The 13581-nt window shown below is 57.5% G+C and carries 10 protein-coding genes; all 10 read left to right on the top strand.

Features of this window, described 5'->3' with window-relative positions; all coding sequences use genetic code 11:
- Positions 1–3 precede the first annotated feature (3 nt).
- The 10 genes from ACM6JT_RS21145 to ACM6JT_RS21100 all read left to right on the top strand — a co-directional run bounded on the left by ACM6JT_RS21145 (position 4) and on the right by ACM6JT_RS21100 (position 13344).
- Positions 4–2142 (top strand): type VI secretion system Vgr family protein, encoded by a 2139-nt coding sequence (locus tag ACM6JT_RS21145; RefSeq protein WP_414857222.1) that lies wholly within the window; start codon positions 4–6, stop codon positions 2140–2142.
- 17 nt (positions 2143–2159) lie between these two features.
- Positions 2160–2618, top strand: a complete 459-nt coding sequence (locus ACM6JT_RS21140) for a DcrB-related protein (protein ID WP_414857221.1) — start codon at positions 2160–2162, stop codon at positions 2616–2618.
- Positions 2615–6940: an RHS repeat-associated core domain-containing protein gene (locus tag ACM6JT_RS21135; protein WP_414857220.1), complete on the top strand. Its 4326-nt coding sequence runs from the start codon at positions 2615–2617 to the stop codon at positions 6938–6940. The genes ACM6JT_RS21140 and ACM6JT_RS21135 overlap by 4 nt, the downstream gene beginning before the upstream one ends.
- A 12-nt stretch (positions 6941–6952) precedes the next feature.
- On the top strand, positions 6953–7462 hold the full coding sequence (locus tag ACM6JT_RS21130; protein WP_414857219.1) for an SMI1/KNR4 family protein: 510 nt from the start codon (positions 6953–6955) through the stop codon (positions 7460–7462).
- Between the two features lie 212 nt (positions 7463–7674).
- The gene (locus ACM6JT_RS21125; protein WP_414857218.1) at positions 7675–8322 is read left to right on the top strand and encodes a hypothetical protein; all 648 of its coding nucleotides are present in this window, start codon (positions 7675–7677) and stop codon (positions 8320–8322) included.
- Between the two features lie 214 nt (positions 8323–8536).
- Complete coding sequence (locus ACM6JT_RS21120; protein ID WP_414857217.1) at positions 8537–9157, top strand: hypothetical protein; 621 nt, start codon at positions 8537–8539, stop codon at positions 9155–9157.
- A gap of 75 nt (positions 9158–9232) precedes the next feature.
- Complete coding sequence (locus tag ACM6JT_RS21115) at positions 9233–9586, top strand: hypothetical protein (protein WP_414857216.1); 354 nt, start codon at positions 9233–9235, stop codon at positions 9584–9586.
- 93 nt (positions 9587–9679) lie between these two features.
- The gene (locus tag ACM6JT_RS21110; RefSeq protein WP_414857215.1) at positions 9680–10384 is read left to right on the top strand and encodes a hypothetical protein; all 705 of its coding nucleotides are present in this window, start codon (positions 9680–9682) and stop codon (positions 10382–10384) included.
- A 422-nt stretch (positions 10385–10806) separates the two neighbouring features.
- A complete protein-coding gene (locus tag ACM6JT_RS21105) occupies positions 10807–13056 on the top strand; it encodes an AAA family ATPase (protein WP_414857214.1) in 2250 nt (749 codons plus the stop codon).
- 72 nt (positions 13057–13128) lie between these two features.
- A complete protein-coding gene (locus tag ACM6JT_RS21100) occupies positions 13129–13344 on the top strand; it encodes a hypothetical protein (protein WP_414857213.1) in 216 nt (71 codons plus the stop codon).
- Positions 13345–13581 lie beyond the last annotated feature (237 nt).

Raw genomic sequence — 13581 nt, 5'->3', positions numbered from 1 at the left:
AGAATGAGTTTCGCTCCGAACGGGGGTATTCCCAATGGTTTGGGCGGCAGTGCGCTCGGCTCCTTGAGCGCGCTCGGCGGCCTGGCAGGCCCGGTCGCCTCGAGTGTTGCCGGGAGCCTCGGGCCGCTCGCGGGCCTGGCCGGGCACGTCGACACCGTCCAGCGTGCGATGCAGCTCGCACAGACCGGCTTCTCGCTGATGGACAAGACGCCCGGCGCGGTTGCCGAAGCGATCAACGGCGCTGCCAACCCCGCGCGCCTGACCCAGCTCAATCGCTACGTGACGCTCGATACGCCGCTCGGCCCGGATGTGCTGCTGGTCAGCGCCGCCGTCGTCGACGAGTACGTGAACCGATTGCCGGAAATCCACCTCGACCTGCTGTCGCATCGCCACGACCTGCGCCCCGACGACCTGATCGGCCAGCAGGTCAAGATCCGGTTCGATCAGCAGGCGCGCCTGTCGACGCTCGAACGCGTCGTTGCATCGGGTGCCGGAGACAACGATCGTTACTTCGACGGCTACGTCGCGTCGTTCGACCGCGCCGGCAATCCCGGGAATGTCACGCAGTACCACCTGACGGCGGTGCCGTGGTTCTGGTTCCTGACGCGCTCGACCGACTGCCGGATTTTCCAGAACAAGACCGCGCAGGACATCCTCACCGAGGTTTTCCAGGAACACGGATTCTCCGACTTCGTGTTCGACATCCGGACGAGCCAGAAACCGCTCGAATACGTGGTGATGTACCAGGAAAGCTACTACAACTTCTGCGCGCGGTTGATGGAGCAGGAAGGGCTGGTCTGGACGCACCGCTACGAGAAGGACAAGCACATGCTTGTGATCGGCGACACGAATTTGCTGTTCCGCCCGATCGACGGCCTGGCAACTGTGCCGTTCGCCGCCACCGAGGCGAGTGAGGACAGCGGCATCGACCAGTTGCACGAAGGCCGGCGCTTTGGCGTCGGCAAGGTCACGTTCCGCGACTTCAATCATCAGAATCCGTCGTCGCCGCTGATGCTGGTGGAAGCCGGCCCGCAGAACCTCAAGCACGCGCGGCTCGACTCGACCGAGCGGTTCGAGCACCAGTCGCTGTACGACCACGGCGACGACGGCAACCGCTACGCCCGTTTTGCGATGGAGGCCGAGGAGGCGCAGGCCCATCGCTATACCGGCGGCGGCTACGCGTGGCGCATGACCACGGCCGGCGCCGTCAACGTGGCGAATCACCCGGTGCTCGAGAACAACCAGGAATACGTGATCCTGCACGTGCGTCACGAGGCGGTAAACGACTACACGCAGCACAGTGCAAAACTGCCGTACCGCAACAGCTTCGCGTTGCTGCCGAAGAAGATTCCGTACCGTGCGCCGCGCGGCACGCCGAAACCGGTGATTCACGGCACGCAGTCGGCGATCGTCGTCGGTCCGAAGGGCGAGGAAATCTACACCAACGGGAGCGCGGTGAAGGTGCACTTCCCGTGGGACCGGCGCGGCAAGAAGGACGGCTCCGACTCGATGTGGGTGCGCGTGTCGCAACCGTGGGCGGGCGATGGCTGGGGCGCAGCCGCGATTCCGCGGATCAAGCAGGAAGTGCTCGTGGCGTTCAATCAGGGCGATCCGGATAACCCGGTGATCGTCGGCCGCGTGTTCAACGGCGAGCAAGGCAACCCGTACCACGGCGCGGCCGGCCAGACGATGGGGATCAAGAGCCAGACGCACAAGGGGCAGGGGTCGAACGAGATCCGCATGACCGACACGAACGGCATGCAGGAATTCTTCATGCACGCGCAGAAGGACATGAACACCGTGGTCGAGAACAACGAGACGCACAAGGTGCTGGGGCCGATGCGTACCGTGCTGGTGGCGACGGGCAGCGAAGAAAAGCAGATTCCGCAGGGCAACCTGACCGAGACGATTTCCGAGAAGCGGAGTACGACCGCAACCACGGTCGAAGTGACGACGCCTGCCAAGGATGGGGGCGGCGGCACGCAGGTCTACGTGGCCGAGCGCGGCATCCTGCTGAAGGTGCAGGACAGCTCGATCTCGCTCGCGCCCGAAGGCATTCGCCTCGAGCACAAGGGCTCCGTGATCCTGATGACCGACGACGGCGTGATGGTCAACGGCCAGCGCATCGATCTCAACAAATAACACGAACAAAACCAGCCATGCACTACGCAATCCACGAAGGCACCTTCGAGCTGCCGGACGCGGCGCTCGACCGCACCGTCAACATCCTCGTGATGAACGCCGGCCCCGGAGGCCTCAACCTCGTGATCGCCCGTGGGCGGCTGCGCGACGGGGAAAATATCGATGCGTTCGTCGCGCGCGAATGGGAAGTGGCGTCGCGCGATGCCAAGATGCTCACCGAGAAGGCGCGCCGGCCGGTGACGGTGGCGGGCCGTTCGGGCATCCAGATCGATTCCACGCACGAGCGGGATGGCCGGCTCTGGCATCAGATGCAGACCATGTTTCCGTCGGACGACGCCGGCCGCGTGCTGGTGATGACGCTGACCAGCGCGGCACCGCTGACCGAAGAGCAGCAGGCGATCGCCGATCGTATGCTCGCCAGCTTCCAGCCGCGCGCGGCGCGACCGACCCTGCTCGGACCGGGTGACGCGTCGTGAGCGCGGAAAACTTCGCGGCCGCGCGCTTCGAAGATCCGATTCAGCACACGTCGTTCCTGGGTGAGCTTGTCGGCACGGTCGGGTCGGTGGTCGGCGGTGCCATCGTCGGTGCATTGGTGGCGGAGGCGATGGAGGGGCTGGTGTTCGCCGGCCTCGCTGCGCTCGAGATCGGCACGGCAGGGTTGGCGACGCCGCTCGTGATTGCGATCGGCGTGGGGGTGGCGGTTGGGTCTGGCGCGCTGATGGAAGCGAGCGGGATGAACGAGGCCATCGACGACGGCGCGAAGGCACTGGCCAATTCGATCGTGCCGCCCGAGATCAAAGGCAAGATCGCGAGCGGGTCGGGGAACGTTTACGTCAACAACAAGCCGGCGGCGCGGGCGGCGAAGCCGGGCGATCTCGATACCGTCGCGTGCACGGATCATCCTGGGCCGCAGATGATCGCCGACGGGTCGGGGAGCGTTTATATCAACGATCATCCGGCCGCGCGCGTCGGCGACAAGACGACTTGCGACGGGACGATTGCCGAAGGGTCCGATAACGTTTTCATCGGCGGCGGTACGCAGCGGGTAAGAGACGTGAAGTCGGCTTCCCGGCTCGGATGGCTGGGGGCGGCGCTTGGGATTGCGCTGGCGGTTTGCGGCCGCGGGAAGATGAGCTGGGGGCAGTTTCTGAAAGGCAAGCTGCCTTGCCTCGCGATCAATTTTGCGGCGGGTGCCTTCGGTACGTGGCTCGGCAGTTTGGCGAGGCCGTCGGCCGGCCACCCGGTCAACGTCATTACCGGCGGCAAGATTCTCGATGGCACGGACGATACCGATTTCGCATTGCCCGGGCCGCTGCCGATCGTGTGGCGACGTTTTTACAGCAGTCACGATGATCGTGCCGACAGCCTGTTCGGGCCGGGATGGAGCGTGCCGATCAGCGTTCAGCTGCGGCTTGCGCGTGAGCATGGCGAGGTCACGTCGATCACGTACTGGGATGAGCAGGGGCGCGACATCGTGTTCCCGGCCGTGCCGCCGGGTGAGAGCCATTTCAGCGTTCCCGAAGGCATTTACCTGATCTGTACGGCCGGCGGCCACTACGTGGTTGAGACGGTCGACGGTTTGTATCGCGATTTCGGCCGTGCTCGTAGCGATGCGGACAGTGAGACGCTCAAGCTGTGGCGTCTTGAGGACCGCAACGGTAACTGGATCGAGGTGGAGCAAGAGGCGGCCGATGAGGTTGTGCGGCCGGCCCGGCTGCATGACAGCTCTGGGCGCATGCTGACGCTGGCCTACGATAAATCGCAGCCGCGGCGCATTGCCACGATCGAGCTGACTCGTGGTGTGGACGGTGAGCAACCCGACACGCTGGTGCGTTATGCGTACAACGATGCTGGCGAGTTGGTGGCCGTTACTGATCGCAGTGGCTACACCGGGCGACGCTTCGCATACGAACACGGACTGATGGTCCAGCACACGTTGCGCGGCGGCCTGCAGTGCTTTTATGCGTGGCAAGGTGTCGGCCGCGACGCGCGTGTCGTGCGCCACTGGACCGACGACGGTGAGGCATACACGTTCAACGCGGACCTTGCTCAGCGTACGGTGACGATCACCGACCAGATCGGTCGCGTTACGCAGTGGACGTGGAACGAGGATCAGCAGCCGACGAGCCATACGGATGCCGAAGGCCATGTGTGGCGGTTAGAGTGGAACGCAAAGCGGCAGTTGGTCAGTACGACCGATCCGGCTGGGAACACGACCCGCTTTGAATATGACGAGCGCGGACGGCAGACGCAGCGCATAGACGCACTCGGTCAGGTTGAGCGCACCGAATGGAATGGGCACTACGACCTGCCTGTCGCGGAAACCGATCCGGCCAACTCGCGCTGGATCTACCGTTACGACGATCGCGGCAACCTGACGATGACGCGAGATCCGGCGGGATCTGCGACTGTGTATCACCGGGACGAGCGTGGGTTGGTGCACACGATTCGCGATGCACGTGGGGGGTACAAGTTCCTCGAATGGAATGGCCGTGCACAGCTGACCTCGTACACGGATTGTTCCGGCAAGGTCACGCGGTTTGCGTATGACGCACGTGGCGGACTCGCGCGCGTGACCGATGCGGCGGGACAGGCCACCGTGTATGAAACGGATGCGATGGGGCGTGTTACGAGGATCGGGACGGCCGATGGCGCCCGGCAGACGTTTCGTTACGACGCAGCCGGGCGTCTCGTCGAAGTTGTCGATGCGAATCAACGCAGCACGCGCTATGAAATCAATGCGCGGGGGCTGCTGCTGTCGCGTACTGATGCGGCTGATCGTGTCGTGCGGTTCGGTTACGACGATGCGTTCAGGCTGGCGAGTTTGACCAATGAGAACCGTGAGTCTTATCGCTTCCGTTACGACCGACGTGATCTTCTAAGCGAAGAGGTTGGGCTGGACGGTAGCGTCCGCTCGTACGAGTACGATGTTCGTGGACAGGGCATCGCGCTTAGAGAGGGGAAACGTCAGACCACCTACGAGCGCGACGCGCTCGGGCGGCTGACGGCCAAGGCATCCGGGCGCGAGCGTTGCGAATACCTGTACGACAAGGCTAGCCGAATCACGTCCGGTGAGTTGCATACGCTCACTGCGCGCGGCCCGTCGCTGAAGAATCGGGTCAACCTGAAATACGACGCGCGCGGCGAGGTGCTCGATGAATACACCCCGACCGGCTGGCTCGCGCACACTTACGACGAGCTCGGCAATCGCGTCAGCACCACGATTTCCGGCGAGCGCACGATCGACTGGCTGCATTACGGCTCCGGTCACGTGCACCAGATCCGTGTCGATGGCGCGGCAATCACCGACATCGAACGCGACGACCTGCATCGAGAAGTGCTGCGCACGCAGGGCAGGCTGACGAGCCAATTCGGATATGACGCGGTCGGCCGCCGTGCGCGATTTGCCGCAAAGCGTGGCGTCGCAGTGGAGGCGTTGCTCGCCAAGCAGTGGCAATACGATGCGGCCGGTGATGTGATCCAGAAGCGCGACCAGCGCTACGGCACGACCAGCTATCGCTACGATTCGACCGGACGCATCGAGCAGGCGATGGGGCCGGGGTTGCCGTCTGAGGTATTCCGTTGGGATGCGGCTGCGAACCTTGTGTCGAGCGATCATCCGGCCGGCTATGTGGAGCACAACCGACTCAAGATGTTCGAAGACAAGCGCTTCGAATACGATGCGTACGGGCGGCTTGTTCGCAAGCTGAGTGGTCACGGGCCCGCCAAGGAACTGGTCCTTGAATACGACGATTGGAACCAGCTGAAGACCGTCGTAACGAAAGACCGCCTTGGCATATCGACGACGCATTTCGAATACGACGCGTTTGGCCGGCGGATCCGGAAGCTCAATGGTGGCTACGCGAGCACGGATTTTCTGTGGGATGGCATGCGGCTGGTGCAGGAGATTTATCACGACCGGCAGGGCGAGGAAGCTCTGACGTACTTGTACGAGTCCAACAGCTATGTGCCGCTTGCACGGATCGACCAGGGGATACCAGCGGCGAATGACGCCGATGCAAGGGGCGCGGTCTACTACTTCCACAACGACGTGTCGGGGTTGCCGGAGGAACTAACCGACGCCGACGGCGAATTGATCTGGCAGGCCCGCTACAAAGTTTGGGGCAACGCCGTGCAGGAGGAATGGATTGTGCGGGCACCCCAGCAACCGACGCCTGCGTGGGGTCAGGTGCAAGACGTGATGCAGGCGCCTGCCCACGTGCCGCGGCCGCAAAACATTCGTTTCCAAGGTCAGTACCTGGACCGAGAAACCGGTCTGCACTACAACACTTTCCGGTTCTATGATCCTGACATTGGTCGCTTCATCAACCCCGACCCGATCGGGTTGATGGGAGGATCAAACTTCTATGCCTACGGTCCTAACCCACTTGTTTGGATCGACCCGTGGGGCCTTGCTTTCGAAGGAGTTGATTTCACAGGTAGTCCAGATCTGTTTCCAGTAACTGGGAAGCAATCAAACATCGTCAAAATTGTGATGCAAGGGACACGTGGTCGCGACTTTACGCTTGCTTATCAGCAGGCAGGATTCACACCAAAAGAAGCAGCTGCGGCAAAGACGGCGGGATATACATGGCATCATGTGAGAGATTTTGATCCCGAGACTGGGAAAACGACCATGCAATTAGTGAAGCGAAGTGCACACGAAGCAACTTACCCTCATGCTGGTTCGGTCGAGCAGTTTGAAAAGCACTTGGGCGCGAAGTATGGCCCTGAGGGCGTAATGGCTGCAGAGAAGAAAGGATGGATTAAGGGTAGAAAGCCAGTGGGTTGCGTTTGAAGGAGAGAGGTGATGGAAATCAACGAATTTGAAAACTGTGCCCCGAAAATCAGCATTGTTGATTTTGAAAATGCCGAAAAAGAGATAGGGCATAAATTGCCGGAGGCATTTCGCGAACATTATTTGAAAAATAATGGGGGGAATCCTGGAAATACGTTATTCGATAATTCGGATGAGGGCGAGCCCTTTGAGGTTGTGGGGTTTTATCCGATAAAATACAACACCGCGGCTTACGAGACGAAGGATTCGCTGCTCGTTGAACACTATAGATCGATGCTTGATCGGAGTGTGATTCCAAATAATTTGCTTCCATTTGCTCACGATCCAGGTGGCAATTTCTTCTGTCTTAATCTGGATGACGGGGGTGTTGTCTTTTATGCGACGGATGCTTTTGATTCAGATTTAAGTCTCGAAGAGAATCATGCCGTATTGCAGACCATGTTGACGAGTTCGTTTGATTCGTTCATGAACCAGTTGAGTCGAGACTCTAGCTTGGACTCGGATGAATGGCCTGAAGATTGATTGGATTCTGCCTGGGGCGGTGAGTTAAATTAATTTAGTCAATGACGGCGGTTGGTTGCAGTGTATGGGCGCAATAAAGTAAGGGGGCTATAGATCGATCTCGGTCAAACGGTTTGATCTGTTGATGTTTCGCAGAAAATACTAGTTTGACCGTGATCGCGCTATAAGGGTAGCGGCTGAGTATGAGGGGGAGGCGGCAAGAGGTTGATCCAATGGACCAAAAAATTGGAAGGAATGATCTTGTTAATCTGCTAATCGAGAGTGATGGTGCTTATCCAAAATTCTTGAGGCGGGCGAAGGAGAGCACTAAATCCGAAAGGTGGGGTTGTGGGGTTGGCGCACCGCTTTCTCTTGAGCCTTATCGTACTGAGATGCTAGGGGTAAAGCCGGGGCGCATGTTGAAGGGTAAATCGAATCCAGGCCCCCGACGGTATTGTTATTCGTACGATGATCAAGGACGAGTGATACACTTGGTTGCATACGGGAAACTGGGTGGTCCTCCAGGGAGCCAGGATTGGATGCGTTCCGATGATTTTTACGAATACTCGGACAATGCTGCAACTCGATACGTTTTTGGAAACACCTTTAGAGAAAATCCTGATTCTCAGATGACTCGCGTCGTGCGGTTGAGTTATGTGAATGGCAAGGTTTCCAGTGTGTTCCAGGTTGAAAAGGGCAATCTTGAGTATACGGAAACGACCTATTCGTATGATGCTGTTGGAAATATTGTCGAAATAAGAGTCAAGTGGCCAGAGGGTCGTTTCCCTGATCGGGTGCTGTCGGTTGAGCGGGGTGCAAGCGGCGTGAAGATTTTTGAAATACGTGATCAAAGAAAGATTTCCGTTTATCCAGAGCCTTAATGCGATATGTGGTTGGAGTAACTTAGGTGGCAAAAACAGAGTTTTTCGTGCGGAAATTTGTCACCCGCGCCCCCGATGGGGGTGAGGTGAAGGTGCCGAAGATACTCGCCGAGATATCTCCGTGGGTAGACTACAACGAAATGAATTGCGTCCATCCTGTCAGCCACATGTAGACCAAGTACAGGGTTTTTTGATTGGGAGGTGAATGTGTAAGATGAGTACAGAATTAAAGGGGATATTTGAAAAGAGGTTGCGGGAAACTCTCAGGGAAAATGTAAGTGGGAGTGGCGTCAAAGTATCGAGAGGTGAGATTCTTGTCGGCCGGGAAGGCGTGGGTAATGGACGCATCGGATTCAGATTCCTGAAAAATGCAAACGGCTATATTCTTTCTGCTGCCGCTGATTCTCCTGATCTTCAGAGTTTTTATAAAAATAGCAATCCTCCGTACAAGCCGAAGATACCGACGGGTCTGGTTCTTGCGATGAATACATCCATGGAGGAAGTAAAGTCATTTTCTCCGAATGTCGGTGGGGCAGTTGATTTGCCACGGGATGAGATGGAGATTGAGTCGGCATGTCGATGGATGTGCGAAAGGGTGGAAAATATTTATTTGCCGAGGGTGATCAATGTTATCGAGATCAAGCCCGGATTGATTCGGGATGTGCTGGATAATCCAAATTACTATTCTTACCCATTTCTGACCATTGTTTTTGCGGCGAGGAGATGTGGTCTTGGGTTGGATGGGCTCGATGTTGATTACTTGCTGGGGAAGAAGGTCTCCGGGAATAAGTCGTTTGATGAAAATATTTTGAAAAAGTATTTTGGGCATGGTTGATGGGTGAGCTTGATGAAGGCCGGTTATCGGTTGACGCATTCGTGCGTAGCATGTTGTGCAGTGAGGTGGAAATAAATGGTGGCGGCCTCGGATGCCGATAAGAATTTATGCAAAGAGAGAAATATGAAAACAGTGAGCGGATTGGAGGCGCTGATTTCGGCGAGGCGAGATTTACCGAAGGTAGGTTGGATCTTTGTCAACAAGGGATTAAACAAAGCTTCCGCCGATGCATTGGTGGCTGCGACTTTCCACATTCCAGAGGATGAGGACGACGAGTTTTACGGTGAAGACCATCTTGCGTCGTGGTTGGAGGTGCCGATATTCCTTGCCATTCTTGACGTTCGTGCTAAGAATATTAAAGACCCGGCTGCAGGGGACTTTGCGAACGCAGCAATCTACTATCTGAAGAACGATGATTTTTTGGAGTAGAGGTTGCGCGCGTTACTAGCAGGGCTCTGCGCCCACGAATTTGTTGAGATGTTCTCGTAAGGCCAAGCCGAGTTTTCATGGAAAACTAGAGCGATGGAAAATCTACTGTCAAAGCTGCTCTCTTTAGTGCGCTCATCGCGAGCGGATGAGCCTGCTCTTCCCGTGATTCGGAACAGCCTGCAGTTGCATAAGATGCCTGGCTATCATGCTCCTTTGCTAGATGATTACCCGGATCCTCACGCAGCCATTGATCACCTGCGACGAGTCGAATGCGGAGAGGTGTATTCCAAATGGGGGGCCGCACCTTTTTCAGACGAAATAATCCACACGCACGAAACTTGGAAAGAGAGTGCAAAGTCACTCCAGAAGCTACCTTGCCATGTGGTGAGCGACGAATTTCCAGGCCTGGTGCACGTTCCGATCCTATCTATCGTTGGAATCAGCAACTTCAACAACCTAGGTAGGGCCAGTGAGATCGCTACATTCGGCGATGCCTTGTTCGCTGCCCTTCATGGAGCATCGCTCCTCTTCCCGAGCAGTCTTGACTACCTCTGCTCTGATAGCGTCAAGTACCATCTGCATCCACACTTTCAAGAAATGCCACAGAAGCATCGCATTTCAAGCGTCTGCAGCAAGTACAAGGCGAGGGGAGGCATAGATTTCAGCCGCTATGGTGATGGATACATTGCGAACGACGGCAAGCAGCGGACTCTGCTCGCAATGTATGCTATCTGGCAGCGGGAGGGGCCTAACGGCATGTTGCGCAACGTCAAGCTCTCTGGCGCACGTGACTTGTAGAGTGTCCACCGCATCTTGTAATAGACACTGTCTTCGACGGCCAGCTGACGGTTGTCACTATGGGGGCGCCTTTTGCTAAAGCCGGTAGCATCTCCGCGCCTAGAGCGCCCAGTCTCGCTGACGGCAATCGGGCTTGCGACTGACCTCTTTGGGTCGGTTTGAACCCGTCGCGGACTGCCGGGACGGCAGCCGCGAGATTCGGCCACTAGCCGCCATTCGCTTTCGCAGGCAAGTGGCCATTGGCGCGGCGGCTAACGCTCGAACAGCAGCCTTCGCGGTTGGATGTGCGCACATTAACCCGTGATCGTTCGGGTTGCAGAGAGGTGCGATGACACGCAGGCTAGATGCAGATTTCGGTCACTGGATTGAGGGCACCCGGGCTACCAGAGCCTTTTTGAAATTCAAAGATTCGAGGGGTAGCCATGCTGAAGAGTTTCCAGCGCATAAAGGGGCTTGGCGTATTCGCCGACTATACCCCACCGGCTGGCACAGTCGAATTCGGAGTCAAGAACATCATCTACGGATGGAACTACTCGGGCAAGACGACGTTGTCGCGGCTGGTCGCGATGTTGGAGTCAAAGACGCTCAATCCGGAGCTTCCGAAGTGCTCGTTTACGATCGCGACCGACGCGGGGAATGTTACAGAGCAGAATTTCCATTCGACGTCGCATGTTGTACGCGTCTTTAACTCCGACTTCGTCGCCGAGAACCTGAACTTTGCGGGTAGCCACTTCAAGCCAATCTTGCTCCTGGGCTCGGAGTCAGAATCTGCGCAGAAGGAAATCGAGCGGTGCGAGGTGATGCACAAGCGAGCGGTCGACGGTGCCAGCGAACAATCCGAGGAGGCTGCGGCGGCAACAAAGGCGCTGAGCTCAGCCAAGACAACCGCCTCGGCGACGATCAAGAAGGCGGTCGGTCTGGTGGCTGCTTTTGGTTCGACCCAACTCGACGCCGAACTTCGGACCATCAATCTCGGCTTGGAGAACTACGCTTTGGGGACCGAGGCCTTCGAGGCGGACATCAAATTGGCGCACGCATCGGCCAAGGAGAGTCTTCCAGCCATTGCGATAGTGACGGTACAGACGTCCTTGGCAGATCTCTCAGCACAGGCTTCGACGCTACTCGCCAAGACGCCGGACCTCGCGAACACCATCGCTCATCTTGTTGGCAACCCGCCCGTTGAAGCGTGGGTGCAGATGGGCGTGCACCTGCATAAGGGTAAATCTGCTTGCGAATTTTGCGGAGGTAACCTAGCGGCCGAACGTCTCAAGGCGCTCGGCGAGCATTTCTCGAAAGACCTCGACGACCACAAGCGAGCCGTGGAGCAGCTTGCTAAGCAGGTGGAGGGGGTGAAGTTGGCGGTCGCCGAGCACAAGGAGGTCGAACTCAACGCGCCATTCAGGGAGCAGTTCGTCAAGGCCAACGCGGAAGTTCAACAGGCCGTCGGCGCTTACAACGCGGAGCTCGAAGCGCTCCGCGCCGACCTAGTTGCGAAGCTGGCCGCACCGTTCGTGACCATCGAACGCGAACCATACGACGGGAAGACTGCGGAAGCCGTCACGACGAAACTTGAGGCGCTCAATTCAGTTTTCAAGGGGCACAACGAGGTCAAAGACAATTTTCCGGTCGAGAAGAATGCTGCAATTGACCGACTGAAACTGCACTTTGCGCAGGAGTTTAAGGAAGCGCAGGATCTGGACAAGTTCGCAGCCGATCAAGCTCGACGTGAGCGTCACCGCATGCGTTACGAGAGTTGCGCGACCAAATTGAGGACAGAGATTGATCGGTTGAAAGCGATAATTAGCCAAGCTCAGCTCGGCCGAGAGGAGATCAACAAGCGCATCGAAAATCTTCTCGGAGGCGAGAGCGTCCAGATTGCGGTAGTCGCTACGGCCGAAGGCGAGAGGTTTCAACTCGTTCGGCGCGACGGAAAGCCGGCGCGGCATCTAAGCGAGGGCGAGAAGACCGCCATAGCCTTTTCGTTCTTCCTGACCAAGCTGCGGGAGATCAAGGAGTTCGATAAAGCGATCGTCTACATCGACGATCCAATTTCGAGTCTCGACAGTAATCACATCTTCCAAGTCGCTGCGATCATAAAGGAGACGTTCTTCCATCAGCCCGTCGCCAATGCCCCATGGACGACGCGCTGCAAGCAGGTCTTCTTCTCGACCCACAATTTCGAGTTTTTTTCACTTTTGCGCGAGCTCAAGCCGGAAGGAAAGAATGCGGCTCTCTACTTGGTTAAGCGAATTGGGCCGAAGACGTCTTCCTTATTGAACATGCCGGAGTCGATGCATCGATACGATTCGGAGTACCATTTCCTGTTCCATGTGCTCGACGAGTTCCACAACTCCGCCGACAAGACCGACTTGAAGGTTCTTATGTTGCTGCCGAACGCTGTGCGCAGGTTCGTCGAGCTTTACACGTATTCAAAATATCCTGATCGCCGCATGTCCCCCGTCGACGCCCGAGCTGAGCGCGTGTTTGGCGGCGAGAAAGCCAAGCGCATCTTGAAGACACTGCACTATTTCAGCCACGCCAACAACGTTGAGCGCATGTTTGAAAACAGTGACTTGATGTGCGACATTGAAGCGGCTGTCGGAGATCTCATGGAACACTTGCAAGCATCCGACCCGGACCACCTCGCCGCACTCAGAGCCGCTGTTGCCTAGAGGACTGGCATGCGGCTTGGGCGCTCGATATCTGGACCCACCGATGAGAGATGCCCCAGGCAGAGACGTTGGATGCTCGTTACCACCGACAGCTTGAACTTCTCGCGTTTCAACCGGTTCGTCGAAATCCTGACCTCTGTCCTGTCGAGTCAGCTTTTCGACCACGAGATCCCTCTCCAAGCCGCACCCGAGCCGCGCGGATTATTCATCAACGACAGCCCGAAGCGGAGCGCGATAATCGACAATTCAACAAGCGGCGTTGCCGCCGCGTGCATGAAGGGCTGCTAGACCGTTGCAAACGGACGCTGCCGCTCCAGAGGACAAGTAACGGGAACGGGTCGATAGCAGTCCAAGCGAGATGCTGAAACCGGACATTATCCGCAAGAAATTTCCGGTGCCCCCGAACGACAACAAATATTGAGCAGTCGCATCCGTATCGAGACGAACTGATACAGTTCGTCCGATCCAATCGAACTGTTTCGAATCGTCAAGTTCAGATCAATCGCTCACTGTGGCAGATCGACG

The organism is Burkholderia sp. IT-111MI5, from assembly GCF_949752865.1.
In the GTDB taxonomy this organism is placed as follows: Bacteria; Pseudomonadota; Gammaproteobacteria; order Burkholderiales; family Burkholderiaceae; genus Burkholderia; species Burkholderia pyrrocinia_C.
Note: the sequence above shows the minus strand (reverse complement) of the source record. Positions and strands in the feature narration are given on the sequence as shown.

Bases quoted from the DNA above. Each gene is read 5' to 3' on its own strand.
- ACM6JT_RS21145 (WP_414857222.1), top strand. From the start codon at position 4: ATGAGTTTCGCTCCGAACGGGGGTATTCCCAATGGTTTGGGCGGCAGT.
- ACM6JT_RS21140 (WP_414857221.1), top strand. From the start codon at position 2,160: ATGCACTACGCAATCCACGAAGGCACCTTCGAGCTGCCGGACGCGGCG.
- ACM6JT_RS21130 (WP_414857219.1), top strand. From the start codon at position 6,953: ATGGAAATCAACGAATTTGAAAACTGTGCCCCGAAAATCAGCATTGTT.
- ACM6JT_RS21125 (WP_414857218.1), top strand. From the start codon at position 7,675: ATGGACCAAAAAATTGGAAGGAATGATCTTGTTAATCTGCTAATCGAG.
- ACM6JT_RS21120 (WP_414857217.1), top strand. From the start codon at position 8,537: ATGAGTACAGAATTAAAGGGGATATTTGAAAAGAGGTTGCGGGAAACT.
- ACM6JT_RS21115 (WP_414857216.1), top strand. From the start codon at position 9,233: ATGGTGGCGGCCTCGGATGCCGATAAGAATTTATGCAAAGAGAGAAAT.
- ACM6JT_RS21110 (WP_414857215.1), top strand. From the start codon at position 9,680: ATGGAAAATCTACTGTCAAAGCTGCTCTCTTTAGTGCGCTCATCGCGA.
- ACM6JT_RS21105 (WP_414857214.1), top strand. From the start codon at position 10,807: ATGCTGAAGAGTTTCCAGCGCATAAAGGGGCTTGGCGTATTCGCCGAC.
- ACM6JT_RS21100 (WP_414857213.1), top strand. From the start codon at position 13,129: ATGCTCGTTACCACCGACAGCTTGAACTTCTCGCGTTTCAACCGGTTC.